At 63.6% G+C, this 26,349-nt stretch carries 23 protein-coding genes; 2 read left to right on the plus strand and 21 right to left on the minus strand.

What is annotated here, in order from left to right; all coding sequences use genetic code 11:
- Positions 1-16: 16 nt before the first annotated feature.
- From kdsA to IE116_RS06215, 5 genes are all read right to left on the minus strand, one after another.
- Positions 17-901: a 3-deoxy-8-phosphooctulonate synthase gene (gene kdsA / locus IE116_RS06195; RefSeq protein ID WP_229828019.1), complete on the minus strand. Its 885-nt coding sequence runs from the start codon at positions 899-901 to the stop codon at positions 17-19.
- On the minus strand, positions 898-2,556 hold the full coding sequence (gene pyrG, locus IE116_RS06200; RefSeq protein WP_189610736.1) for a CTP synthase: 1,659 nt from the start codon (positions 2,554-2,556) through the stop codon (positions 898-900). Before pyrG ends, kdsA begins: the two co-directional genes overlap by 4 nt.
- A gap of 111 nt (positions 2,557-2,667) precedes the next feature.
- On the minus strand, positions 2,668-3,306 hold the full coding sequence (locus IE116_RS06205) for a hypothetical protein (protein WP_189610738.1): 639 nt from the start codon (positions 3,304-3,306) through the stop codon (positions 2,668-2,670).
- Positions 3,307-3,394: 88 nt separating this feature from the next.
- Entirely contained in the window at positions 3,395-4,057 is a 663-nt protein-coding gene (locus tag IE116_RS06210) for a CoA transferase subunit B (protein ID WP_189610740.1), read from the minus strand.
- A 10-nt stretch (positions 4,058-4,067) separates the two neighbouring features.
- Positions 4,068-4,766, minus strand: coding sequence for a CoA transferase subunit A (locus IE116_RS06215; protein ID WP_189610742.1), 699 nt, complete (start codon positions 4,764-4,766; stop codon positions 4,068-4,070).
- A 172-nt stretch (positions 4,767-4,938) separates the two neighbouring features.
- On the opposite strand from IE116_RS06215, the gene IE116_RS06220 reads away from it, so the two are divergent.
- A complete protein-coding gene (locus IE116_RS06220; protein ID WP_189614475.1) occupies positions 4,939-6,567 on the plus strand; it encodes an electron transfer flavoprotein-ubiquinone oxidoreductase in 1,629 nt (542 codons plus the stop codon).
- Positions 6,568-6,647: 80 nt separating this feature from the next.
- Here the strand turns inward: IE116_RS06220 and IE116_RS06225 are convergent, their stop codons facing one another.
- From IE116_RS06225 to IE116_RS06240, 4 genes are all read right to left on the minus strand, one after another.
- Complete coding sequence (locus tag IE116_RS06225) at positions 6,648-7,706, minus strand: heme ABC transporter ATP-binding protein (RefSeq protein WP_189610743.1); 1,059 nt, start codon at positions 7,704-7,706, stop codon at positions 6,648-6,650.
- A gap of 3 nt (positions 7,707-7,709) precedes the next feature.
- Complete coding sequence (locus tag IE116_RS06230; protein ID WP_189610745.1) at positions 7,710-8,813, minus strand: FecCD family ABC transporter permease; 1,104 nt, start codon at positions 8,811-8,813, stop codon at positions 7,710-7,712.
- Entirely contained in the window at positions 8,810-9,754 is a 945-nt protein-coding gene (locus tag IE116_RS06235) for a heme/hemin ABC transporter substrate-binding protein (protein WP_189610747.1), read from the minus strand. Before IE116_RS06235 ends, IE116_RS06230 begins: the two co-directional genes overlap by 4 nt.
- A 102-nt stretch (positions 9,755-9,856) precedes the next feature.
- Positions 9,857-10,501: a biliverdin-producing heme oxygenase gene (locus tag IE116_RS06240; RefSeq protein ID WP_189610749.1), complete on the minus strand. Its 645-nt coding sequence runs from the start codon at positions 10,499-10,501 to the stop codon at positions 9,857-9,859.
- Positions 10,502-10,953: 452 nt separating this feature from the next.
- Between IE116_RS06240 and IE116_RS06245 the strand changes: the two genes are divergently transcribed.
- Positions 10,954-13,131 (plus strand): malate synthase G, encoded by a 2,178-nt coding sequence (locus tag IE116_RS06245; RefSeq protein WP_189610751.1) that lies wholly within the window; start codon positions 10,954-10,956, stop codon positions 13,129-13,131.
- 107 nt (positions 13,132-13,238) lie between these two features.
- Here the strand turns inward: IE116_RS06245 and IE116_RS06250 are convergent, their stop codons facing one another.
- The 12 genes from IE116_RS06250 to nuoE form a co-directional block, all read right to left on the minus strand.
- The gene (locus IE116_RS06250) at positions 13,239-13,865 is read right to left on the minus strand and encodes an NUDIX domain-containing protein (protein WP_229828020.1); all 627 of its coding nucleotides are present in this window, start codon (positions 13,863-13,865) and stop codon (positions 13,239-13,241) included.
- Entirely contained in the window at positions 13,862-14,182 is a 321-nt protein-coding gene (locus IE116_RS06255) for a DUF2818 family protein (RefSeq protein ID WP_189610754.1), read from the minus strand. Before IE116_RS06255 ends, IE116_RS06250 begins: the two co-directional genes overlap by 4 nt.
- Before the next feature lie 120 nt (positions 14,183-14,302).
- Complete coding sequence (gene nuoN / locus IE116_RS06260; RefSeq protein ID WP_189610756.1) at positions 14,303-15,784, minus strand: NADH-quinone oxidoreductase subunit NuoN; 1,482 nt, start codon at positions 15,782-15,784, stop codon at positions 14,303-14,305.
- Between the two features lie 20 nt (positions 15,785-15,804).
- Positions 15,805-17,292: an NADH-quinone oxidoreductase subunit M gene (locus IE116_RS06265; protein ID WP_189610757.1), complete on the minus strand. Its 1,488-nt coding sequence runs from the start codon at positions 17,290-17,292 to the stop codon at positions 15,805-15,807.
- A gap of 11 nt (positions 17,293-17,303) precedes the next feature.
- Positions 17,304-19,445, minus strand: coding sequence for an NADH-quinone oxidoreductase subunit L (nuoL, locus tag IE116_RS06270; protein ID WP_189610759.1), 2,142 nt, complete (start codon positions 19,443-19,445; stop codon positions 17,304-17,306).
- Between the two features lie 27 nt (positions 19,446-19,472).
- Positions 19,473-19,781 carry an NADH-quinone oxidoreductase subunit NuoK gene (nuoK, locus tag IE116_RS06275; protein ID WP_074323126.1) on the minus strand — a complete coding sequence of 103 codons (309 nt, stop codon included), beginning with the start codon at positions 19,779-19,781 and terminating at the stop codon, positions 19,473-19,475.
- Positions 19,778-20,422, minus strand: a complete 645-nt coding sequence (locus tag IE116_RS06280; RefSeq protein ID WP_189610761.1) for an NADH-quinone oxidoreductase subunit J — start codon at positions 20,420-20,422, stop codon at positions 19,778-19,780. Before IE116_RS06280 ends, nuoK begins: the two co-directional genes overlap by 4 nt.
- Before the next feature lie 64 nt (positions 20,423-20,486).
- Positions 20,487-20,975, minus strand: coding sequence for an NADH-quinone oxidoreductase subunit NuoI (gene nuoI / locus IE116_RS06285; RefSeq protein WP_179587052.1), 489 nt, complete (start codon positions 20,973-20,975; stop codon positions 20,487-20,489).
- 41 nt (positions 20,976-21,016) lie between these two features.
- Positions 21,017-22,090: an NADH-quinone oxidoreductase subunit NuoH gene (nuoH, locus tag IE116_RS06290; RefSeq protein WP_189610763.1), complete on the minus strand. Its 1,074-nt coding sequence runs from the start codon at positions 22,088-22,090 to the stop codon at positions 21,017-21,019.
- On the minus strand, positions 22,090-24,432 hold the full coding sequence (nuoG, locus tag IE116_RS06295) for an NADH-quinone oxidoreductase subunit NuoG (RefSeq protein WP_189610765.1): 2,343 nt from the start codon (positions 24,430-24,432) through the stop codon (positions 22,090-22,092). Before nuoG ends, nuoH begins: the two co-directional genes overlap by 1 nt.
- Positions 24,433-24,513: 81 nt before the next feature.
- Positions 24,514-25,836 carry an NADH-quinone oxidoreductase subunit NuoF gene (nuoF, locus tag IE116_RS06300; protein WP_189610767.1) on the minus strand — a complete coding sequence of 441 codons (1,323 nt, stop codon included), beginning with the start codon at positions 25,834-25,836 and terminating at the stop codon, positions 24,514-24,516.
- Entirely contained in the window at positions 25,833-26,336 is a 504-nt protein-coding gene (gene nuoE, locus IE116_RS06305; RefSeq protein ID WP_179587044.1) for an NADH-quinone oxidoreductase subunit NuoE, read from the minus strand. The genes nuoF and nuoE overlap by 4 nt, the downstream gene beginning before the upstream one ends.
- Positions 26,337-26,349: the final 13 nt, after the last annotated feature.

The raw sequence follows: 26,349 nt of genomic DNA on the forward strand, positions 1-26,349 counted from the left end.
TGTGTCTCGTGGTGGTTTACTGAAAATCGCTTTCGATGAAGCCATGGCGTTTGGCCACCTGGTCCAGCTCGATCAACGAGCCCAGGAGGTCGGCCATGCGCCCCAGCGGTACCGCATTCGGACCATCGGATTTCGCATGCGCGGGATCAGGATGGGTTTCCATGAACAGGCCAGATATACCCACCGCAACCGCGGCGCGCGCCAGCACCGGCACGAATTCGCGCTGGCCGCCAGATGTCGAGCCCTGCCCGCCCGGCAATTGCACCGAGTGGGTCGCGTCGAACACGACCGGGCAGCCCGTCTCGCGCATGATCGCCAGCGAGCGCATGTCGGACACGAGGTTGTTGTAGCCGAACGAAGCGCCGCGTTCACAGACCAGGATGTTGCTGCCGTCGCCGCCGGCTTCGATCGCGGCTTCGCGCGCCTTGTCCACGACATTGACCATGTCGTGCGGGGCAAGGAACTGGCCTTTCTTGATGTTCACCGGCTTGAGCGACGCGGCGCAGGCCCGGATGAAGTCGGTCTGGCGGCACAGGAAGGCGGGCGTCTGCAGCATGTCGACCACGGACGACACGGGGCCGACCTGTTCGATGTCATGCACGTCGGTCAGCACCGGCAGACCCAGTTGCGACTTCACCTCGGACAGCACGCGCAGGCCGAAGTCCATGCCCAGACCGCGGAAGGTCTTGCTGGAGCTGCGGTTGGCCTTGTCGAACGAGCTTTTGTAGATGAAGGGGATGCCCAGGCGCGTCGTGATTTCCTTGAGCGTGCCGGCGGTATCGATCGCCATCTGCTCGGATTCGATCACGCACGGGCCCGCGATCAGGAAGAACGGATGCTGCAAGCCGACGTCGAAGCCGCAGAACGAATGGGTTCGGGTCATCGCGTCGAGCTGGCTCATACGTTTTCCTTGGTAGAGGTCTTCTGTTTGCGGTCGAGCGCGGCGCGCACATAGGCCGAGAACAGCGGGTGGCCATTACGCGGCGTCGACGTGAACTCGGGGTGGAACTGCACACCCACGAACCACGGATGGGCCGGCAGCTCCATCATTTCAGGCAGGTTTTCGGTGGGCGTGCGCGCACTGATCACCATGCCGGCCGATTCCAGCTTTGGAACATACACGTTGTTCACTTCGTAGCGGTGACGATGGCGCTCGTTCACTTCATCGCCATAGATGCGCTGCGCGAGCGTCCCGGCCTTGACCGGCACGCGCTGCGCGCCCTTGCGCATGGTGCCGCCCATGTCGGACGCTGTGGTGCGCTGTTCGGTACGGCCTTCGCGATCCATCCATTCGGTGATCAGCGCTACCACCGGGTGCGGCGTATCCGGTTCGAATTCGGTGCTGTTGGCGTCGCTCAGGCCTGCCACGTGGCGGGCGTATTCGATCACGGCCAGCTGCATGCCCAGGCAGATGCCCAGGTATGGCACGTTGTTTTCACGCGCGAAACGGATTGCCTGGATCTTGCCTTCGGTGCCCCGGCGGCCAAAGCCCCCCGGCACCAGAATGGCGTCGTACTTGGCCATCGCGCCCACGCCTTCGGTCTCGATCACTTCGGAGTCGAGGTATTCGACCGTGACCTTGGTGCGAGCGTGAATGCCGGCGTGCGTCAGGGCTTCCGTCAACGACTTGTACGATTCGGTCAGGTCAACATACTTGCCGACCATGGCGATCGTGATCTCGTTTTCCGGATGTTCCTTGGCTTCGATCAGCTTGTCCCACACCGTCAGGTCAGCAGGTTTGGCCTGGATGTTGAGCGTTTCGCAGACCAGATCGTCCAGGCCCTGCTTGTGCAGCATGGCCGGAATCTTGTAGATCGAGTCCTCATCCCACACCGAAATGACCGCGTCGAGCTGCACGTTCGAAAACAGCGAGATCTTGGCGCGTTCATCGTCGGGGATCGGACGGTCGGCACGGCACAGCAGCGCTGTCGGGTAGATCCCGATTTCGCGCAGCTTCTGCACCGAGTGCTGGGTAGGCTTGGTCTTGAGTTCGCCTGCGGACGCAATGAACGGCACCAGCGTCAGGTGGATGAACGCCGCGCTGTTGCGGCCCAGGCGCAGGCTCATCTGGCGCACGGCTTCCAGGAAGGGCAGCGACTCGATGTCGCCGACCGTGCCACCGATCTCGACGATCGCGACGTCGGCCTGGCCATCCCACGCGGCGGCTGCGCCCCGTGCGATGTAGTCCTGGATTTCATTGGTGATGTGGGGGATGACCTGCACGGTCTTGCCCAGATAGTCGCCGCGGCGCTCTTTGCGCAGCACGGATTCATAGATCTGGCCGGTGGTGAAGTTGTTCACCTTCCGCATGCGGGTGCTGATGAAGCGCTCGTAGTGGCCCAGGTCCAGGTCGGTTTCGGCGCCGTCTTCGGTGACGAACACTTCGCCGTGCTGGAAGGGGCTCATGGTGCCGGGATCCACATTGATGTAGGGATCCAGCTTGAGCATGGTGACTTTGAGGCCACGCGATTCAAGGATCGCAGCCAGGGATGCCGCAGCGATGCCCTTGCCAAGGGAAGACACCACGCCACCGGTAACAAATACGTACTTGGTCATTGCCAATTGCACCCGGTTTTTGCCGAGCGCTTGCGGGAAATCGGAATTATAGCGGGTATGCGCCAGGCCTGCCGGACTGTGTGCGGTAACCGTTGGAGACAGCCCACCTGCTCAGTACAACGCAAGCGTGTCCAGCGGCAATTCCCTTGCGTCAGTGCGACCAGAGTCTATGCGATCCGGCACGAAACGCGCGCCGTCAAAACGCCCTACGGCGTCCTGCGTATCGCCACGGCGATAGTCGATGTAGGACTGTTCGGCGCGCCCTTGCTTGGTGAACACCGTCAGTTGCGTCAGCGTCGTGAGCAGCCAGCCGCGGCGATCATCCGCGGGGCGGAACACCAGTTCGGCCTGCGTGGTGGTGCCGTCGGCCGACGATGCGCTACGGTCCACCACGATGATCGCCCCGCCCTGGATACGGATCTGGAGGTTGCGGTCGGGAGGCAGGTCGGCGCCGCAGGTGCGGCAGGGCAATACGAAGCCCCAGCCGGTGGCCTCGAAGCCGTTGGGCCGGCGCAGCCCCACCAGCATGGCGCGGCGGCCCTGCCGGTTTTCGTAAACCTGGACGACGCCCGGATAGGCGCCGCCCAGATCCCCGGTGACTTCAGTGGCCAGGGTAAAGCCGTCAGGAACGAAGGCCTGTGCCGACGACGCCACGGCCGGAATGGCCAGGGCCGGTGGCAGCAAGGGCCCCGGCGCTTCGGCCCGGGCCAGGCCCGCGCCGAATGCAGCAAACGCTGCCAGCACCAGCACGGCCGTGAAACGACTCGCCCCTGCCCTGCCCGCTGCGCCGCTTGCAACCGCCCTGCGTGCAACCGCCCTGCGTGCAACCCCTTTGATATCAGGCCGCAACCGTCACCGCCGACGTGTCGAGCGGGACGCCCGTCAGTTCCTGCACCTGCGCCACGGTCACGCCAGGCGCCGTCTCGATCAGCTTCAGGCCGTCCGGCGTCACGTCGATGACGGCCATATCCGTGATGATGCGATCCACCACGCCCAGGCCGGTCAGGGGCAAGGTGCACTCGGGCAGGATCTTCATGTCGGTCGTGCCGTCTTTCTTCTTGGCCACATGTTCCATCAGCACCACGACCCGGCCTACGCCCGCGACCAGGTCCATTGCGCCGCCCATGCCCTTGATCATCTTGCCCGGGATCATCCAGTTCGCCAGATCGCCCTTGCCGGACACCTGCATGGCGCCCAGGATGGCCAGGTTGATCTTACCGCCGCGGATCATCGCGAATGAGTCGGCCGACGAAAAGATCGACGAACCCGGCAGGGTCGTCACCGTCTGTTTGCCGGCATTGATCATGTCGGGATCGACCTCGCTTTCCAGCGGGAACGGGCCGATGCCCAGCAGGCCGTTTTCGGACTGCAGCCAGACTTCCAGTCCGGCCGGCACGTGGTTCGCCACCAGGGTCGGCAAGCCGATGCCCAGGTTCACATAAAAGCCGTCCTGCAGTTCCTGCGCAGCGCGAGCCGCCATTTGTTCACGGTTCCAAGCCATGGTCGTCTCCTCAGGCGGGGCGCGTTGTGCGCTGTTCAATACGTTTTTCGGGATTCGCGTTCAACACGAGGCGATGAATGAAGATGCCGGGCAGGTGGATCTGGTCGGGATCGAGTTCACCGACTTCAACGATCTTTTCCACCTCGGCCACCGTGACCTTGCCGGCCATGGCGACGTTCGGGTTGAAGTTGCGAGCGGTCTTGTTGAAGATCAGGTTGCCGCTCTTGTCGGCCACCATCGCCTTGACCAGCGACACGTCCGGCACCAGCGAACGTTCCATCACGTACGTCTGGCCGTCGAATTCGCGCGTTTCCTTGCCTTCGGCGATCAACGTGCCGACGCCCGTCGCGGTGAAGAAGGCCGGGATGCCCGAGCCGCCCGCACGCAGCTTTTCAGCCAGCGTGCCTTGCGGCGTGAATTCGATTTCCAGTTCGCCGGCCAGGTATTGCCGCTCGAATTCCTTGTTTTCGCCCACGTACGAGGCGATCATCTTGCGAATCTGCCGCGTGGCCAGCAGCTTGCCCAGGCCGACATTGTCGATGCCCGCGTTGTTGCTGATGCAGGTCAACTGGCTGGCGCCGGAATCGCGCAGCGCGTCGATGAGCGCCTCGGGGATCCCGCACAGGCCAAAACCGCCCACCGCGATGGTCTGGCCATCGCGCACGATGTCGAGCAGCGCGTCTCTGGCGCTCGCATAGACTTTATTCATTGATCTTTTCCTCGTTGACTGCTGGTTTCAGCGTGATCGTACGTGAACGCCTAAAATACAATCCGAGAATAATACTTCCAACCTATTGGTGACGGAACCGCCATCCGGCCCTGCGGCCCGTCGCCCGCCCACGCGGAGCACTTTCCTCATGCAAGAGATTGAACGCGAGTCGATGGAATATGACGTCGTCATCGTTGGCGGCGGCCCTGCCGGACTTTCCACCGCGATTCGCCTGAAACAACTGGCCGCCGAGACCGGCCGCGAGATCGGTGTCTGTGTGCTGGAAAAAGGCGGCGAGATCGGCGCCCACATCCTGTCGGGCGCGGTGATGGACCCCCGCGCGCTGACCGAACTGATTCCCGACTGGAAAGAAAAAGGCGCCCCGCTGAACGTGCCCGTGACGGAAGACCGCTTCCTGTTCCTGTCGGACACCGGCGCGCGCGCCACGCCGTCGTGGATGCTGCCGCCCTGTTTTCATAATGAGGGCAACTACATCGTCAGCCTGGGCAAGGTCACCCGCTGGCTGGGCGAGCAGGCGGAAGGCCTGGGCGTGGACATCTTTCCGGGCTTTGCCGCGGCGGAGATCCTGTACAACGACGACGGGTCGATCAAGGGCGTGGCCACCGGCAACATGGGCGTGGGCCGCGACGGCGAACCGACCGACCAGTTCCAGCCCGGGATGGAACTGCATGCGCGCTACACGATCTTTTCCGAAGGATCGCGCGGCCACCTGGGCCGTCAGCTGATGGAGCGGTTCAAGCTGAACGACGGCAAGGATCCGCAAAGCTACGGCATCGGCATCAAGGAACTCTGGGAGATCAACCCGGCCAAACACAAGCCCGGTCTGGTGATCCACACCGCCGGCTGGCCGCTGGAAAGCGACACCTACGGTGGGTCCTTCCTGTACCACCAGGAAGACAACAAGGTCGCCATCGGCCTGATCGTGGGCCTGGATTACGCCAATCCCTACCTGTCGCCCTTTGAAGAGTTCCAGCGCTTCAAGACGCACCCGACGATCCGTGCCTTCCTGGAAGGCGGCAAGCGCATTTCGTACGGCGCGCGGTCGATCACGGCTGGGGGTCTTCTGTCCTTGCCCAAGCTGGTGTTCCCGGGGGGCGCCATGGTCGGGTGTGAAGCCGGCTTCATGAACGCGTCGCGCATCAAGGGCAGCCATGCCGCGATCAAGTCCGGCATGCTGGCTGCGCAGGCCGCCTTCGACGCCGTGGTCGCCGATCGCCGCCATGACGAACTGACGGCCTACCCCGCCGCATTCGAAGCGTCCTGGCTGTTCGAAGAACTGAACAAGGCGCGCAACTTCAAGCAGTGGTTCAAGAAGGGCCGCACCGTGGCGACGCTGATGACGGGCATCGAGCAGCTGGTGCTACGCGGCAACATGCCCTGGACCATCCACCGCACCAAGCCCGACCACGTGTACCTGAAGCCGGCCAGTGAATGCACGCCTATCGTCTACCCCAAGCCGGATGGCAAGCTGACCTTCGACCGGTTGGGCTCGGTGTTCATTTCGAACACCAATCATGAAGAAGACGAACCGGTCCACCTGACCCTGAAAGATCCGACCGTACCGACGCGCATCAATCTGCCGACGTATGCCGGACCCGAAGGCCGCTACTGCCCGGCCGGGGTGTATGAATACGTGAAGGACGACGCCGGCGCCGACAAGCTGCAGATCAATGCGCAGAACTGCGTGCACTGCAAGACCTGCGACATCAAGGACCCGACACAGAACATTGTGTGGGTCACGCCGCAGGGCGGCGAAGGACCGGTGTATACCGAGATGTGATGGCAAGTCACAGCTAAAGAAAAAACCACCGTGCTTGCCGCACGGTGGTTTTTTTTTCGCGCTGGCCTGGCTGGCTTGGCCTAGCTCGACCAGGGCCGCGTGGCCACCATCAGCCCGCGGTCGGTATCCATGCGGGCGGCGTCGACAGCAAAGCATTGCTGCACGAACGACCGCGTCAGCACATCGCGCGGCGTTCCATCGGCGACCACGGCACCGTCCAACAGCGCCACCACCCTGTCGCCATACTGGCCAGCCAGATTCATGTCGTGCATCGTGATCACCACGCCCGTGCCGGTCCGGTGCGCAAAATCCCGCACCACGGTGCAGACGGCGTGTTGATGATGGGGATCCAGGCTCGCGCACGGTTCGTCGAGCAGCAACAGATTGCGAGTTGGCGGCACCGTGCCGGCTTCCGCCCCGGCTCCGCCTTCCGGCCAGGTTCTGGCATCCGCCCCGTTTTCGGCTTCCGGCCAGATCTGCGCCAGCACCCGCGCCAGGTGCACCCTGGCTTGCTCGCCGCCCGACAGCTGCGTCATTGACCGGTCGGCCAGGTGGTCCACGCCTGCGGCAGTGGCCGCTTGGTTGACGATGCGCGCCAGCGCGGCGTGCGATCCGGTCCGGGCCAGGCAACCGAGCTGGATGACTTCCTGAACCGTGAACGGCAGGCTGAGCCCGGCGCGTTGAGGCAGGACGGCGCGGCGCTGCGCGAGCGTTTTTCGGTGCCATGCCGCAAGCGGCTTGCCGTCGAACGCGATGTGGCCGGATGCAGGCGTCAAGTCGCCCGATACGGCGGCCAGCAACGTCGATTTGCCTGCGCCGTTCGGACCGATCAGCATGACCAGTTCGCCTGGGGCGACGCATACCGATACGTCTCGCAGCACGGCATGGTCTGCTCCGCCGCGTTGCCGGCGATGGACGTTCAGGCCGTCGACACGCAGCACGGGCACTTGGGCGGCGGTGTTCGCGGCGTAGAGGCTCGACACAGGCGTGGTGGTGGCAACGGTAGCATAGTCAGTGCCCATGACCGAGGCAGCCAAGGTACCGGCAGCGGTGCTGGCCGTCTTGCTAACCGACGCGGACCGGGCCGGCATGACAGCCGCAGGCTTGGGCACGCGCAAGAAAAACCTCTGTCCCGTCATTGTTCAGCCCTCCATCATCCGGTCCTTGCCACGCAGCAGCAGGACCAGAAAGAACGGGGCGCCGATCAGGGCCGTCAGCACGCCGATCGGCATCTCGGCAGGCGCGACCACGGTCCGCGCCACCACATCGGCGCCCACGGTCAGCGCCGCGCCCAGCAAGGCGGACCCCGGCATCACGACGCGGGCATCCGGCCCGGCGATCAGGCGAATGCAGTGCGGCGCCACCAGCCCGATGAACCCGATCATGCCGCAGAACGCCACAGCCAAACCCACCGCCAACGCACTGAAAACAATCGACAAGGTCTTGAGCCGGTCCACATGGACACCCAGATGCCGCGCCTCGGCCTCGCCTAATGCCATGGCATTCAGGCCAATCCGCAGCCGCCACATGCCGAACAGCGCCATCACGCCGCCGGCACTGACCACGCCGGCCACCGGCCACGACGCCGCCGCCAGGCTGCCCAGGTTCCAGAACGTCATGCTGCGCAACTGTTCGTCGGTGGCGACATAACTGGCCAGGCCGATCAGCGCGAAGGCGATGGCATTGAGCGCGATGCCTGCCAGCAGCATGGCCGCGACCGAGACGCCCAGCGATGTCCGGCCAATGCGATAGACCAGCAAGGTAGTGACGACGCCGCCTGCAAAGGCTGCCAGCGGGTACAGCGCCAGACCGACCTGCGCGGCCAATTCGGGCCACCACAGATTGCCGAACACGATCGTCAGCGCCACCGCCAGCGCAGCGCCGCTCGACACGCCGATCAGGCCGGGGTCGGCCAGGGGATTGCGGAACAGGCTCTGCATTGTGGCGCCCGCCATCCCGAGCAAGGCGCCGATGGCGGCGCCCAGCACGACGCGTGGAAGCCGGATCGTCCACAGCACCCCCATCTGCTGCGCATCAAAACCGCCGTCGGATACGCCAAGTTTGCTGAGAAGAATCGCCAGCACTTGCGAAGGCGAGATGGGATAGGCACCCCTCCCTGCAGCCGTGACGAGCACCAGGACCAGCAGCGCAACCAGCACGCCAAAAAGGGCGGGCGCCGGCACCCGGCCCGGGCTGCCGGAGCGTGCAAAAACGGGCGTCGGTGCCGGCCTTGAAGCGATCGTCATCGCACCGCCTGCAGCAGCCCTTGATGCAGCGCCTCGACTGCGTCGGGCAGCCGCGGACCGAAGCCCAGCAGCAACACGATATCGAAGCTGCGCATGGCTCCACTACGCCCGGCAGGTGTCAGCGCAACACCCGGCAGCGCCTTGAGCGCCTCGGTGTCCCCAGGCCTGAGGGTACCGTCGTAGGTACCGATGATGACGTCCGGCGCGGCCTGGGCAAGCGCCTCGGCCGACAACGGCTTGTAGTTGTCGAACGCGTTGCCAAAGGCATTGCGGGCGCCGGCCAGACGCAAGATGGCGTCCGCCCCCGTCCCCCTGCCTGCCGCCATCACGGTCGGCCCGTGCCGCATCAGGAAGGCAACCGTCGCCAGCGTGCCCGACGATGTTCGCAGGGGCCTGGCGTCCACTTGCGCCATGACGTCGGCCCAGCGCGCAGCCAGCGAGACCGACAGTTTTTCGCCTTCATCGAGCCGTCCGGTGGCGTGGGCCACCTGCCCGATACGCTGCAGCAGGCCTTCGAACGAATAGGCGCCATCCACGCGCACCACCGTCACACCCGCCGCTGCAATCTGCGCCAGGACGGCAGGCGGCCCGGCATCCTGGCTGGCAAGCAGCACCTGCGGGGCCAATGACATGACGCCTTCGGCAGTCAGCGTTCGCTGATAGCCCACCTTGGGCAGCGCCTGCGCCACGGCCGGGTACAGACTGCTGGTATCGACGCCCACCAGCTGCGTCTGCGCCCCCAGGGCGTACACGATCTCGGTCGTGCCGGCGCCGACGGATACCAGACGGGGCCGCGCCGCGGGCGCTGTGACCGGGCCGGCGGATGGCGATGCCGCCGTGGTCGCAGCCTGCGCTGCAGACATCGGCAGCACGCCGGCGGCGGCAAGCGCTGGCAGCACGCGTGACAGCAGCGCGGCACCAGGCAAGGCCAGGGCCAACACAGGCGCCGCTCCCAGTACTCGGCGACGTCCCGCGGATACCGCCGCAGCGGGCGACCCGGGCTCCGTCGGCTGGCCGTCTTGATCTATCGCCACGGCCACCCCTTACGCCACAAGACCAAAACTGCGCCGCAGCAGCTCGGCGAAGCGGTGGAAGGCCTGGCGCGCGCCTTCCACGACGCGGTCTTCGTCATCAGCCGACAAATCGTTGTGGTCGAGCACCTGCACGAACCGCTTCCAGGCCGACCCGCGGCCGCCTTCCGGCGCGGCCAGGTTGCGTGCGCCCACCGTCTCGCTCAACCCCAGGCGGGCCGCCGCTTCCTTGAACAGGAACGCCGCGCCCAGCTTGGAGCCTTCCGAGACATACAACCAGCCCAGGCCCTCTTCCATATCGAGCCGCGCCGCCGCGGGCGCATCGCCATCGTCCGGCACCACTACGCCCAGGTCCTGCAGATCCAGCGCAGCCGCAGCCAGGCGCGGCCGGGACGGCAGATCCGGAATCATGGCCTGCAAGCGCGCGTCGTCATACAGCGACTCGATATCCCGCTGGAACAGATACTGGGTCAGCACGAAGCGGCCGTAGTTCTCGCGGTTGTCGAATGGCTTGGTAGACATGACCAGTTGATCGAGCATGTCATGCAGCGCGGTCGTCTCGGCCTTGAGCCGCCGGGACAGGGTCAACGTATCGTGGGTGGCTGCGCCGGCAGATGCATTGGTGGAAACGGGGGACGACACGGAAGGACTCTGCATGGATGGATTCAAAATCGTTTGCTGACACTGAGGCGAACGTCGCGGCCGACGCCGGCGTCCGCACCCCCGCGGTAACGCGTGCTGAAATAAAAATGAACCAGGCCGGGCGTAGCCGCACACGCTGCGTATAGGGAGGATACCGCGTCATTGGACCGGCTCGTTGCCTGGGCCAGCCCGAGTCAGGCTGGGGACAGGCGATGTTCCCTGAACGGCGCTTGGGTCATTCAATGACAATGATACGCATTAGCAGTGAGCAGGTCATGGGCAGATTCATCTTTTGACGCCGTTGCCGCCTTCCCCACTCCCCACGCAAAAGACTAGTGACTGCAATACACGCTATCCGGCGCCCGCGTGACGCGCGCTGGCGTTTATCATCGACCGTAACCCTTATTGCCGGGCGCTGCACCGTACACGCCCGGATTCCTTACCCAAGATTGTGTGGAGAACCCCCCATGACTGAACGCATCGCCCGCCACGGCCTCCAGGTAGCCTCGCTGCTGGACCGCTTCATCGAAGAGGAAGCCCTCAAGGATTCCGGCCTGGACAGCGAGACCTTCTGGCAGGGCTTCTCCCGCCTCGTGCATGATCTGGCGCCCAAGAATCGCGCGCTGCTGAAGGAACGCGACCGTCTGCAGGCCGACATCGATACGTGGCACCAGGCCCACCCCGGCCCGATCACCGACATGCCGGCCTATCGCAGCTTTCTGGAAAGCATCGGCTACCTGCAGGCCCGGCCGGCTACCGTCAAGGCCAGCACCCGCAACGTCGACACCGAAATCGCCGAACAGGCCGGTCCGCAGCTGGTCGTTCCGGTATCGAACCAGCGTTACGCGCTGAATGCGGCCAACGCCCGCTGGGGCAGCCTGTACGACGCCCTGTACGGCACCGACGCGCTGCCGGACACCGACGGCGCGGAACGCGGCGCCGGCTACAACCCCAAGCGCGGCCAGGCCGTGATCATCCGCGCCCGCGCCTTCCTGGACCAGGCAGCGCCGCTGGCCGGCGGCTCGCACGTCGATGCCACGTCGTACACCGTCGTGGATGGCGGCTTGCAAGTCGACCTGGGCGGCAAGGCGACCGGTCTGCAAGACCCGTCGCTGTTCCGCGGCTACCAGGGCGATGCCTCGGCCCCGACTGCACTGCTGTTGCGCCACAACGGCCTGCACTTCGAGATCCAGATCGACAAGAGCGATTCGATCGGCAGCACCGACAAGGCGGGCGTGAAAGACGTGCTGATGGAAGCCGCCCTCACGACCATCATGGACTTCGAGGATTCGATCGCCGCGGTCGACACCGAAGACAAGGTGCACGTGTACCGCAACTGGCTGGGCCTGAACCTGGGCACGCTGACCGAAGAAGTCAGCAAGGGCGGCAAGCGCTTTACCCGCCGCCTGAACGACGATCGCACCTACACCGGTGCCGATGGCAAGGACCTGACGCTGCATGGCCGCTCGCTGATGTTCGTGCGTCACGTCGGCCACCTGATGACCAACCCTGCCATCCTGGACAAGGACGGTCTGGAGATCCCGGAAGGCATCATGGACGGCGTCGTGGCCACCCTGGCCTCGCTGCCTGACCTGAAGCGCAAGCAGAATTCGCGGGCCGGATCGTTCTATGTCGTGAAGCCGAAGATGCACGGCCCCGCCGAAGTCGCTTTCGCGAATGAACTGTTCGACCGTATTGAAGACCTGCTGGGCCTGCCCCGTCACACCCTGAAAATGGGCATCATGGACGAGGAACGCCGCACCAGCGTCAACCTGAAAGCGTGCATCGCCGCCGCCAGCGAACGCGTGGCGTTCATCAACACCGGCTTCCTGGACCGCACCGGCGACGAGATGCACACCGCCATGGAAGCGGGCCCCATGATGCGCAAGGGCGACATGAAGGCGTCCGCCTGGATCGCCGCTTATGAGCGCAGCAACGTGTTGATCGGCCTGGATGCCGGCCTGCGTGGCCGCGCCCAGATTGGCAAGGGCATGTGGGCCATGCCGGACCTGATGGCAGCGATGCTCGAACAAAAGATCGCGCACCCCAAGGCCGGCGCCAACACCGCGTGGGTCCCCTCGCCTACCGCCGCCACCCTGCACGCGCTGCACTACCATCAGGTGGATGTGCAGGCCGTCCAGCAGGAACTGGAAAAGACCCGTCTGGCCGACGTGGACGACCAACTGCTCGAAGGCCTGTTGACCGTGCCGATTGGTGACCCCTCCAAGTGGTCCGCCGCCGACATCAAGCAGGAACTGGAAAACAACGCGCAGGGCATCCTGGGCTACGTGGTCCGGTGGATCGCCCAGGGCGTCGGTTGCTCCAAGGTGCCCGACATCCATAACGTCGGCCTGATGGAAGACCGCGCCACCCTGCGCATCTCCAGCCAGCACATCGCCAACTGGCTGCGCCACGGCATCACGACCGAAGCGGAAGTAAAGGAAGTGATGAAGCGCATGGCCAAAGTCGTGGATCAGCAGAACGCCAACGATCCGATCTATGAGCCGATGTCGGGCAATGAAAAGACGTCGCTGGCGTTCAAGGCCGCCAGTGCGTTGGTGTTTGAAGGGTTGGCGCAGCCGAATGGCTACACGGAACCGCTGCTGCATCGCTTCCGCCTGGAGCAGAAGGCGGCTCGGGCCTAATGAACCGGCCAGGGCGCCAGCGCCCTGGCGCCGCATTGACGCCAACAACGAAAAATGCCGCAGGGCCTGAGCCGCTGCGGCATTTTTTATCGGTCGACCGCGACGCGCTACGCGCCCGATGACACCGGCTGCCCTTGGACCGGCACCTGGTCACCCCTGCCCTCGCGAAATTTCTCGACGAAGAACGCCGAGATGATCGTCTTCACATCGGTGACCACGCCCGCCGCGATCCACGACAGCAGTTCCTCCAGCGTGGCCGTGAATACCTCGACAAACTCGTTCTCATCCAGGTTCTGTTTGCCCGCCTGGATGCCGTCGGCCATGAACAGGATGATCCGCTCATCGCAGTAGGCGATGGCATTGTGGATCGTGGTCAGCTCGGTCCACTCGCCGCCGTGATACCCCGTCTCTTCCAGCAGTTCGCGTTGCGCGGTGGCCAGGGGGGCTTCGCCCTCGTCGATCTTGCCGGCCGGGAATTCGACGAAGGCGCGGTGCATCGGGTAGCGATACTGCTTGACCAGAACCAGGCGGCCGTCGGGCAGGACCGGCACGATCGCCGCCGCGCCTGGGTGGTGGAAGTGTTCGCGGGTGGCGGTGGCGCCGTTGGGCAGCTGCGCGGTATCACGCCAGACGTCCAGCAGTTTGCCCTTGAAGACGGATTCGCTGGTCAGTGTCGCTTCTTTCATGCGCGCCGACGCGGCGTCCAGGTCCTTGCGCAGTTCGTCTGCCGTCATGCGATCCTCTTTCTCATCAAGTACCGGTGTACGAAGCCGGGAAATGCCAGCACCAGGAACAGCACGAAAGTAATGGCATAGAACTGCCATCCTTGCGGAAAGACGTTGCCCAGGCTGGCTTCGAAGCCGCGCCCGATCAAACCGATCAGCAGGTACAACACCACCAGTTCGACAAAGCGCAGCCAGAATGGCTTAGCAACGATCGCGCCTGCGCGACGGAACGGCAGCACGGCAAACAGGCGTTCGGTAAGGAAGGGAAGATTCGCGCCGACCAGCGCAAGGAATACGAGAACGTAGATGGCGAGCGTTTGTTTCAAGAGCGTGCACCACCTTGCAGGGAAGCCTGGCGGGACACGCGTCGCGGTGGACGCGGTCCCGGTTCAGGCGGGCCTTGAAGAAGCATCATGCCCCGGGACGAGAATCCCGGGGCATCGACCTCAGAACTTCAGTGACGTGGCGATGGCCTGGACACAGAGGGCCATCAGCGGCGCGGGCAGGATACCCAGCACCAGCATCAGGGCGCCGTTGACCGACAGGACCGACTTGAAGCCGATCGATGCCACGATGGGCGAGGTGTCGGTGGGCTCGTCGAAGTACATGGTCTTGACGACACGCAGGTAGTAGTAACCGCCGATCAGCGAGAACACCACGGCGGTGATGGCCAGGCCGACGTGGCCCACGCCCACCAGCGATTGCAGGATCGACAGCTTGGCGTAGAAGCCCACCGTGGGCGGCACGCCGGCCAGCGAGAACATCAGCAGCAGCATGATCAGCGCGTACCAGGGATTCCGGCGGTTCAGGCCGGCCAGGTCCTTGATCTCGTCGCATTCGAAACCGGCACGCGACAGCAGCAGGATGATCCCGAACGAGCCCAGCGTGGTCAGCACGTAGATGACGACGTAGAACATGGCCGAGCTGTAGGCATTGTTGGCGTTGGCGGCGTTGCCGTCGACGATGCCCGACATCAGGCCCAGCAGCACGAAGCCCATGTGCGAGATGGTCGAGTAGGCCAGCATGCGCTTCAGGCTGGTCTGCGCAATGGCGGCCAGGTTACCGATCGCCAGCGAGGCCACGGCCATGATTGCCAGCATGGGCTGCCAGCTGGCCCACAGATCGCCCAGGCCTTCGACCAGCAGACGCAGGATGATGACGAATGCAGCGAGCTTCGGGCCACCGCCCAGGAGCAGCGTGACCGGGGTCGGTGCGCCCTGGTAGACGTCGGGCACCCACATGTGGAACGGCACCACGCCCAGCTTGAACGCCAGACCCGCGACCAGGAACACCAGGCCGAACACCATGATCATGCGATCCTGGTTCTGGTCGGCCACGGCGCGGGCGATGCCGTCCAGCGTCAGCGTACCGGTCGATCCGTAGATCATCGACATGCCGTACAGCAGGAAACCCGAGGCAAGCGCGCCCAGCACGAAGTACTTCATGGCCGCTTCGGTCGACACCGGATGCTCGCGGCGCAGGGCAACCAGCGCGTAGAACGACAGCGACATCAGTTCAAGGCCAAGATAGATCGTCAGCATGTTGCCCGCCGAGATCATGATCATCTGGCCAAGCAGCGCCAGCAGCGACAGGACATACAGTTCGCCGCCTCGCAGCATGCCACGCAGATGCGCATAGCTGCGGCCATAGACCAGGGTCACGCCTACGGCAATGTACGAGAACACCTTGAGCACGTGCCCGATACCGTCCGCGACATACAGGGAACCGAACGCCGTCCCCTGCACGCCGGAGATCAGCTCCGACAGGCTCAACCAGGTCAACGCCGCAAGGGTCGTCAACGACAGGTAGTGCGTGAGTTTGCGCTCCTCGTCTTTGCTGAATGCATCGATCAGCAAAATCGCAGACGTCAGCACCAGGAGAAGAATCTCCGGCAAGACGAGGGGCAGGTTCAGATTGGCAAAGTCCATTGCGTTAAGCGTCCCGCGACTTACAGTTTTGAAACAGCGACATGCTTGAGCAGCGCATCGACCGAGACGTGCATCACATCGGTGAAGGGTGCCGGATAGATACCCATGTACAGCACGGCGATGGCCATGATCGCCAGGATCGCGAATTCACGACGGTTCAGGTCGGTCAGGGCCCGGACGTGTTCGTTGGCGATGGGGCCGTAGATCACGCGCTTCACCATCCACAGCGAGTACGACGCGCCAAGGATCAGTGCCGTGGCGGCCAGCAGACCGATCCAGAAGTTGTATTCGACCGCGCCCATGATCACGAAGAACTCGCCGACGAAGCCGCTGGTGGCTGGCAGACCGCTGTTGGCCATCGAGAACAGCACGAAGAACACGGCAAAACGCGGCATCACGTTCACCACACCACCGTAATCGGCGATCTGGCGCGAGTGCATGCGGTCATACAGCACGCCGATACACAGGAACATGGCGCCCGACACGAAACCGTGCGAGATCATCTGCACGATCGCGCCTTCGGTACCGGCGGTGTTGAACATGAAGAAGCCCAGGGTGACGAAACCCATGTGGGCGACCGACGAGTACGCCACCAGCTTCTTCATGTCGGACTGCACGAGCGCGACCAGGCCGATGTAGATCACGGCGATCAGCGACAGCACGATCATGAAACCCGACAGGCTGTGCGACGCATCCGGCACGATCGGCAGCGACAAGCGAAGGAAACCGTAGGCGCCAAGCTTCAGCATGATCGCGGCCAGCACCACCGAACCTCCGGTAGGCGCTTCCACGTGGGCGTCGGGCAGCCAGGTATGCACCGGCCACATCGGCACCTTGACCGCGAAGGCCATCAGGAAGGCGATGAAGATCAGGATCTGCTCGGTGTAGCCCAGGGGCATCTTCTGCCACGTCTGGATGTCGAACGATCCGCCCGATGCATGCCACAGGTAGACAAAGGCCACCAGCATCAGCAGCGAACCCATGAACGTGTACAGGAAAAACTTGATGGCTGCGTACACGCGGTTGGGACCGCCCCACACACCCACGATGATGAACATCGGGATCAGCGTGGCTTCGAAGAAGATGTAGAACAGCAGGCCATCCAGCGCCACGAACACGCCGATCATCAGGCCCGACAGGAACAGGAAGGCGCCCATGTATTGCGCGACGCGGTCAGTGATGACCTCCCACCCTGCCAGCACCACGATGACCGTGATGAAGGCAGTCAGCGGCACCAGCCACAACGAAATACCGTCGATGCCCAGGTGATAGTAGATGCCGAACTGCGCAACCCATGCGGTGTTCTCGACGAACTGCATGTCGGCGGTGCCGGCGTTGAAGCCTGCGATCAGCGGAAGCGTGACGATCAGTCCGACGATCGATCCGATCAGCGCAAGGACGCGCGAGACGTTCGGATTGTGTTCACGGCCAGTGGCCAGGACCAGCAGCCCGAATACGATCGGCGTGAAGATCGCAAGCGTGAGCCACGGAAGAGAAGATTGAGCCATGTCGCTTGCCATCAATTATTCATCAACACAAAGAACGTCACGAGCGCCATGATGCCGATGATCATGGCAAAGGCGTAGTGATAGATATAGCCGGACTGCAGGTGGCGGACCACCGAGGCGATCCAGCCCACCGACCGCGCGCTGCCGTTGACGATCAGGCCGTCGATCAGCTGGCGGTCGCCGAACTTCCAGAAGCCATTGCCGATCACGCGGGCGCCACGGGCAAACACGGCATCGTTGAACTTGTCCATGTAGTACTTGTTGTCCAGCAAGGTGTAGATCGCGCCGCTTCGTGCCTTGATCGCTGCCGGAATGGCCGGGTTCACAAGGTAGAAGTACCAGGCCACCACCACACCCGCCACGGCCAGCCAGAACGGCGCGGTCGAGAAGGCATGCATGCCGTACGCGGCCCAGCCGTGGAAATGCTCGGCCAGGTGCGCCATGACGTGGTGGTCGGGCGACACGTAGATCACATTCTTGAAGAAGTCGCCAAACAGCAGCGGGCCGATCGTGATCGCGCCGATGATGACCGACGGAATGGCCAGCAGCACCAGCGGCACCCACACGACGGCGGGCGACTCGTGCGGCACGCCGCCGTGGCCATGGTGGTCGTCGTGGCCATGCACATCGTGCGCATGGTCGTCATGCGGAATGGCCTGCGAATCATGGGAAGCATGCGACACATGCGTGGCGTGCGTGGCATGTGCATCGTGCGTCGTCGCGAGCGCGGCCGCATGGTCGTCGTGACCGTGCGCATCGGCATGATGGCCGCCATCGGTCGCGAAACGTTCCTTGCCGTGGAAGACCAGGAAGTACATGCGGAACGAATAGAAGGCCGTCACGAACACGCCGATCAGCGTTGCCCAGTACGCGAAGCCCGCACCCGGAATCGTCGACAGCTTGGCCGCTTCGATGATGTTCTCTTTCGAATAGAAGCCCGAAAAGAACGGCGTGCCGATCAGGGCAAGCGAGCCCAGCAGCGACGTGATCCAGGTGATCGGCATGTACTTGCGCAGGCCGCCCATCTTGCGCATGTCCTGTTCGTGGTGCATGCCGATGATGACCGAACCTGCCGCCAGGAACAGCAGCGCCTTGAAGAACGCGTGCGTCATCAGGTGGAAGATGGCGACCGAGTAGGCCGAGGCGCCCAGCGCCACAGTCATGTAGCCCAGCTGCGACAGCGTCGAGTATGCAACCACGCGCTTGATGTCGTTCTGGATGATGCCCAGAAAGCCCATGAACAGCGCGGTGATCGCACCGATCACGATGATGAAGGACAGCGCCGTCGGCGACAGTTCGAACAGCGGCGAGAAACGCGACACCATGAAGATGCCCGCGGTCACCATCGTTGCGGCGTGGATCAGTGCCGAGATCGGGGTCGGGCCTTCCATCGAGTCAGGCAGCCAGACGTGCAGCGGAAACTGCGCCGACTTGCCCATGGCGCCGATGAACAGGCTGATACACGCCACCGTCAGCAGCATCCAGTCGGTGCCCGGGAAGGTCATGCCGGCCAGCTTGGTCGACTGCGAGAACACTTCCGCATAGTTCATCGAGCCGGCGTACGCGAACAGCAGGCCGATGCCGAGAATGAAACCGAAGTCGCCGACCCGGTTGACCAGGAAGGCCTTCATGTTCGCGAAGATGGCCGTTGGACGGGTGTACCAGAAGCCGATCAGCAGGTACGAGACCAGACCCACCGCTTCCCAGCCGAAGAAGAGCTGCAGCATGTTGTTGGACATGACCAGCATCAGCATCGAGAAGGTGAACAGCGAGATGTACGAGAAGAAACGGGCGTATCCCGGGTCATCCTTCATGTAGCCGATGGTGTAGATGTGCACCATGAGCGACACGGAGGTGACGACCACCATCATCATGGCCGACAGGGTGTCGATCATGAATCCGATTTCGAGCTTGATGCCGCCAATCGCGCCCCAGGTGTACAGGGTGCCATTGAAGGTGTAGCCCGCCAGCGCATCCTGCAACGCGATGACCGCGCCAATGGCGGATATCAGGACACCGAGGATGGTGACGGTATGCGCCCCTGCCCGTTCAAGCCAGCGTCCGAGGAAGCCGGTGCCGAACAAGCCGGCCAGGAGGGACCCGATCAGCGGGGCGAAAGCGATAATGAGATAGAGCTTAGGAACGCTCGACATGTCTTGGTTTTCTCGTTTACTGGACCGTCAGCCCTTGAGCCGGTCAAGTTCATCAACGTTGATCGTGTTCAGGTTGCGGAACAACACAACAAGAATCGCAAGGCCGATGGCCGATTCAGCGGCTGCCACCGTCAATATGAAGAAGACAAACACCTGACCGCTGATGTCGCCCATCCAGGTGGAAAAGGCGACAAAGTTCATATTGACCGCCAGCAGCATCAACTCGATCGCCATCAGCAGCACGATGATGTTCTTGCGATTCAGGAAGATGCCGACGATGCTGATGGCGAACAGGATCGCCCCCAACACCAGGAAGTGGCCCAGGGTGAGCGTCATGCTTTGGCTCCATTCGAATCGGATGCGTTGTCCAGGGGCGACGGCTCCGGCTGCTCGGTCTGCGACGTCATCTTGACGATGCGCACGCGATCCTTGGCACGGACCCGGATCTGGTCGGACGAGCGCGTCACCTTGACATCGGAGCGGCGGCGCAGCGTGAGCGAGATCGCCGACACCATGCCCACCAGCAGCAGCACGGCCGCGACTTCGACCGCGAACACGTAGTCCGTGTACATCGCGATGCCGATGGCGCGCGTGTTGTTGAAGTCGGCGGCGACCGGGGCCGGACCGGCTTCGGGCACCCAGTAGGCACGCGCCAGCACGAACGACATCTCGACCACCATGATGGCGCCGACCGACAGGCCCACCGGCAGGTAGGACTTGAAGCCTTCCCGCATCTTGCTGGTGTCGATGTCGAGCATCATCACCACGAACAGGAACAGCACCATGACCGCGCCGACATACACCAGCACCAGCAGGATGGACAGGAATTCGGCCTTCAGCAGCATCCAGATCATGGCGGCCGTGAAGAACGCCAGCACCAGGTGCATCGCGGCCGTGACGGGGCTGCGCGTCGTGATGATCCGCAAGGCGGCCAGCACGAGGATCGCGGCAAACAGATAGAACAGAATGGCGGTCATAGTTTGAATGTCAGGTGCCGGCCCGAAGGGACGGTATGAAGGGCGGAGTCGACAGGCACGCGGGTCACCGGTACTTCGCGTCCTGGGCACGGCGTTGCGCGATCTCCGATTCGTACCGGTCGCCCACCGCCAGCAGCATTTCCTTGGTGAAGTACAGGTCGCCGCGCTTTTCCCCGTGGTACTCGTGGATGTGCGTTTCGACGATGGAGTCCACCGGGCAGCTTTCTTCACAGAAGCCACAGAAAATGCATTTGGTCAGATCGATGTCGTAGCGGTTGGTACGGCGGGTGCCGTCGTCGCGCACTTCGGATTCGATCGTGATGGCGAGCGCGGGGCACACGGCCTCGCACAGCTTGCAGGCGATGCAACGCTCTTCGCCGTTCGGGTAGCGACGCAGCGCGTGCAGCCCCCGGAAGCGGCCCGACATCGGCGTCTTTTCTTCCGGATACTGCACGGTGATCTTGCGGGCGAACATGTACTTGCCCGTCAACCGCATGCCCTTGAACAACTCGGTCAGCAGCAGGCTGCCGAGAAAATCCTTGATTGCGTTCATGATTCTGTCCTACCTATTTGATTGCTCGGCCGAAACCGGCATCACTTCCAGATGTTCCAAGGCGTCTGCATCCAGACCGCAATCACCAGGAGCCAGACCAGCGTCAGCGGAATGAAGATCTTCCAGCCAAGGCGCATGATCTGGTCATAGCGATAGCGCGGGAACGACGCACGGAACCACACAAACAGCGACACCACGAAGAATGTCTTGAAGAAGAGCCAGACCCAGCCCGGAACCCAGGTGAACGGCGCGAAGTCCAGGGGCGATGCCCATCCACCCAGGAACATGACCGACGCCAGGCACGACAGCAGGATCATGTTGGCGTATTCACCCAGGAAGAACAGCGCGAACGCCATCCCCGAGTACTCCACCATGTGGCCCGCGACGATTTCCGATTCGCCTTCCACCACGTCGAACGGGTGGCGGTTGGTTTCGGCCACGGCCGAGATCACGTAGATCACGAACAGCGGCAGCAGCGGCAACCAGTTCCACGACAGGAAGCTCAGCCCCTTGTCGGCGAACCAGCCGGCGTTCTGCTTCAGGACGATGTCGCTCATGTTCAGGCTGCCCGACACCAGCAGCACGGTCACCAGCACGAAGCCGATCGCCAGTTCGTACGACACCATCTGGGCCGAGGCACGCAGCGCGCCCAGGAAGGCGTACTTGGAGTTCGACGCCCAGCCGGCGATGATCACGCCGTACACACCCAGCGAGGTGATGGCCATCACATACAGCAGGCCGGCATTGACGTTGGCCAGCACGGTTTCCGGACCGAACGGGATCACGGCCCAGCCGGCCAGCGCCGGCATCAGGACCATGACCGGTGCGATCACATACAGCACCTTGTTGGCGCTGCTGGGCACGATCACTTCTTTCGTCAACAGCTTGAGCACGTCGGCGAACGGCTGCAGCAGACCGAGCGGACCCACGCGGTTCGGGCCCACCCGCACATGCATCCAGCCGATCATCTTGCGTTCCCACAAGGTGAGGTAGGCCACGCCGATGATGACCGGCAGCAGGATGCAGACGATCAGTACCAGATTCCACACCACCGACCAGGCGCCTGCACCGATGAGTCCGGTTCCCCAGGCCTGAAGGGAGTTAGTCCACGACATCAGGCACGCTCCACGCTGATTTGTTCAAACGCGCCACCCAGTGCCACGGTCGTTGCGTGGGCAGCCGAAATACGGACGGCCCCATCGGCAACCGTGTCGTCTTGTTGAATGAAAAGCTCGATGACACCAGATGGCGACGTGACGCGGACGCGGTCACCCGCGACCATGCCCAGGCGTTCCAGCGTGGCCGAGTGCGCACGGGCGTCGGGCGCGTCGGACGCCGGGTGGGCCTGCAGGCCTTCGGCGCGGCGCGCGATGGCGTCAGTGCGGTAGATCGGCACGTCGGCAACGCGTTCCAGGGCGCCGGCGGCGACCGAGGTTCCGGACTTGCCCAGCAAGACACCCACGTTCAGGGTGTTCGACAGACGCGAGGCGATGTCGCCGGACAGCACGCTGTCGCGCACCGATTCCGAGGTCTCGTCGTCGAAGTTCGCCAGTTGCAGGGCGTTGCCCAGCACGCGCAGGACCTTCCAGCCCGGACGCGTCATGCCGCGCGGGCGAACCGTGCCCTTGAAGCCCTGGACGCGCCCTTCGGCGTTGACGAACGTACCCGAGGTTTCGGTGAACGGCGCGACCGGCAGGATCACGTTGGCCCATTCCTTGGCATCGGACACGAACGGCGTGAGCGCGACGTTGAAGCTGGCCGACTTCAGCGCAGCCAGTGCGGCCGGGCCGTTGTCGCAGTCGAACGTGGGTTCGGCATGCAGGACCACGTAGGCCTTGAGCGGCTCGGCGATCATGGCGGCGGCGGTCTTGCCCCCCTGCTGCGGCACGGCTTCGGCCAGATAGCCACCCACCGAGTTGCCGCCTTCGGTCAGCACGCCCAGCTTGGCGCCCGACGTGGTGGCGATGAACTGGGCATTGGCAGCGATGGCAAGCGCATCGGGATGCTGGATGGCCAGGTTGCCGAGCAGCACGGCGGAATTAGTGCCGGTGCGCAGCAGTTCGGCGATACGCGTCGAGGCGTCGTCCGCTTCGAGCCGGCCGAGTTCGGACGGCACCGCGACTTCCTTGGCGCCTGCCACGGCAACGGCGAGCCTCGCCAGCACGCCGGCCAGTTCGCTCGGCTTGACCGTGATGCGCTGGGTGACGGGCAGCAGCGGATCCTCGCCGGCCACGTCGATCAGCACGACACGCGTGCCGGCCTTGGCGGCCTGGCGCAGACGCTGGGCGATCAGCGGATGATCCTTGCGCAGGAACGAACCGATGACGACGACACGGTCCAGCGTGGCCAGGTCGGCCAGCGGCATGCCGAGCCATGGTGCGCCCGTGCGCGCTGCATCAACGTCCGTTGCGGTGTGACGCAGGCGGAAGTCGATGTTGTCGGAACCCAGGCCGCGCACCAGGCGGGCCAGCAGGGCAAATTCTTCGGTCGTGGCGTACGGTGCCGACAGCGCGCCGATCTGGTCGGCGCCGGCACTGGCCTGCACCTGCTTCAACCCGGCAGCGGCGAAGTCCAGGGCTTCAGCCCAGTCGGCTTCCTTCCAGACGCCGTCGTTTCCGCGGATCAGGGGCGTGGTGGCACGATCGTCGCTGTTCAGGCCTTCGTACGAGAAACGGTCACGGTCGCTGATCCAGCATTCGTTCACGTCTTCGTTTTCGAGCGGCACGACGCGCATGACGCGGTCGTTCTTGACCTGGACAATCAGGTTCGCGCCGACGCTGTCGTGCGGGCTGACGGACTTGCGACGCGACAGTTCCCAGGTCCGGGCGCTGTAGCGGAACGGACGCGATGTCAGGGCGCCCACCGGGCACACGTCGATCATGTTGCCCGACAGTTCGGATTCGACCGCGCGGCCCACGAACGAGGTGATCTCGGCGTGTTCGCTGCGGTTCAACATGCCCAGTTCCATCACGCCGGCAATTTCCTGGCCGAAGCGGACGCACCGCGTGCAGTGGATGCAGCGCGCCATTTCCTCGGCCGACACCAGCGGACCCAGGCTCTTGTGGAACACCACCCGCTTTTCTTCGCTGTAGCGCGACGCCGAGCTGCCGTAGCCGACGGCCAGGTCCTGCAGCTGGCATTCGCCGCCCTGATCGCAGATCGGGCAGTCGAGCGGGTGATTGATAAGCAGGAACTCCATCACGCCCTTCTGGGCATTGATGGCCTTCTCGGATTGTGTGTGCACGACCATGCCGTTGCTGACCGGTGTCGCACAGGCAGGCAGCGGCTTGGGTGCCTTTTCGACATCCACCAAACACATGCGGCAATTGGCCGCGATCGACAACTTCTTGTGGTAGCAGAAGTGCGGCACGTAAAGGCCGACTTTCTGGGCGGCATGCATGACCATGCTGCCCTCCGCCACCTCCACCTTGTTGCCGTCGATCGTGATTTCAACCATCTTCTTTCCGTATGTCCCGTCAAGGGCCAGTCGTGATCATTTATTGAAAACCTTGCGGTCGCGCCCTGCTTCGCCGTTCGGCTACAGGTAGTGCGGCACCACGCAATGTTTGTGTTCGATATGGTGGACGAACTCGTCGCGGTAATGCTTCAGGAAGCCCCGCACCGGCATCGCCGCGGCATCACCCAGCGCACAGATCGTGCGGCCCATGATGTTGCCGGCGACCGAATCCAGCAGGTCGATGTCTTCCGGACGGCCCTTGCCGTTCTCGATGCGGTTCACCACGCGGTACATCCAGCCCGTGCCTTCGCGGCACGGCGTGCACTGGCCGCAGCTTTCCTCGTGATAGAAATACGAGAGGCGCAGCAGCGACTTGACCATGCAGCGGGTCTCATCCATGACGATCAGCGCGCCCGAACCCAGCATCGATCCCGCCTTGGCGATCGAGTCGTAGTCCATCGTGCAGTCCATCATCAGATGGGCAGGCAACACCGGCGCGCTCGATCCGCCGGGGATCACGGCCTTGAGCTTGCGCCCGCCGCGAACGCCGCCAGCCAGTTCCAGCAGCTTCGAGAACGGCGTCCCCATGGGGATTTCGAAGTTGCCCGGACGTTCCACGTCGCCCGACACCGAAAACAGCTTGGTGCCGCCGTTGTTCGGCTTGCCCACGTTCAGATAGGCTTCGCCGCCATTGCGGATGATCCACGGCACCGCGGCAAACGTCTCGGTGTTGTTGATCGTGGTCGGCTTGCCGTACATGCCGAAGCTGGCCGGGAACGGCGGCTTGAAGCGCGGCTGGCCTTTCTTGCCTTCCAGCGATTCGAGCAGCGCGGTTTCTTCGCCGCAGATATAGGCGCCATAACCGTGGAACGCGTGCAGCTGGAAGCTGAACGCCGAACCCAGGATCTTGTCGCCCAGGAAGCCGGCCGCACGGGCCTCTTCCAGGGCTTCTTCGAACCGGTCATAGACTTCAAAGATTTCGCCGTGGATGTAGTTGTAGCCCACGGTGATGCCCATCGCGTACGCGGCGATGGCCATGCCTTCGATCACGATATGCGGGTTGTAGCGCAGGATGTCGCGATCCTTGAACGTACCCGGCTCGCCTTCGTCCGAATTGCAGACCAGGTACTTCTGGCCCGGGAACGTGCGGGGCATGAAGCTCCACTTCAGACCAGTCGGGAAGCCTGCACCGCCCCGGCCGCGCAGCGCCGACGACTTGACCTCGGCAATGACCTGCTCGGGCGTCATGCCCGACGTCAGGATCTTGCGCAGGGCTTCGTAGCCACCGCGCTGCACGTAGTCGTCGATGCGCCAGTTGTTGCCGTCCAGACCCGCCATGATCTGGGGGTCGATGTGGCGGTCGTGGAATGCGGTACTGATAGGCAGAATTTCGGTCGTGCTCATTGGGCACCTCCTGCAGTCGCGTCCGAACGCAGCTCGGCCACCAGGGCTTCCAGGCGATCGTCGGACATCTGAATGCACATACGCTTGTTGTTCACCAGCAGCACCGGAGAATCGCCGCACGCGCCCATGCACTCGCCTTCCACCAGGGTGAACACCCCGTCGGCCGTGGTTTCGCGATAGTCGATGCCCAGCTTGTCCTTCAGGAAATGCGCGGCGCGTTCGCCGTCACGCAAGGCACAGGGCAGATTGGTGCAGACGGAAATCTTGTACTTGCCGGTCGGCTTGAGGTTGTACATGTTGTAGAAGGTGGCGACTTCCTGCACGGCGATCGGCGCCATGTCCAGGTAGATCGCGATCTCTTCCATCACCTCGGGCGACAGCCAGCCCTTCTCGTCCTGCGCGATAGCAAGCGCAGCCATGACGGCGGACTGTTTCTGGTCGGCCGGGAACTTGGTCAGTTCGCGGTCGATCTTCTTGAAGGCCTGTTCGGAAAGCAGCATGGTGTGATCCGGT

The sequence above is a fragment of the Pigmentiphaga litoralis genome (assembly GCF_014651835.1).
Taxonomy (GTDB): Bacteria; Pseudomonadota; Gammaproteobacteria; order Burkholderiales; family Burkholderiaceae_B; genus Pigmentiphaga; species Pigmentiphaga litoralis.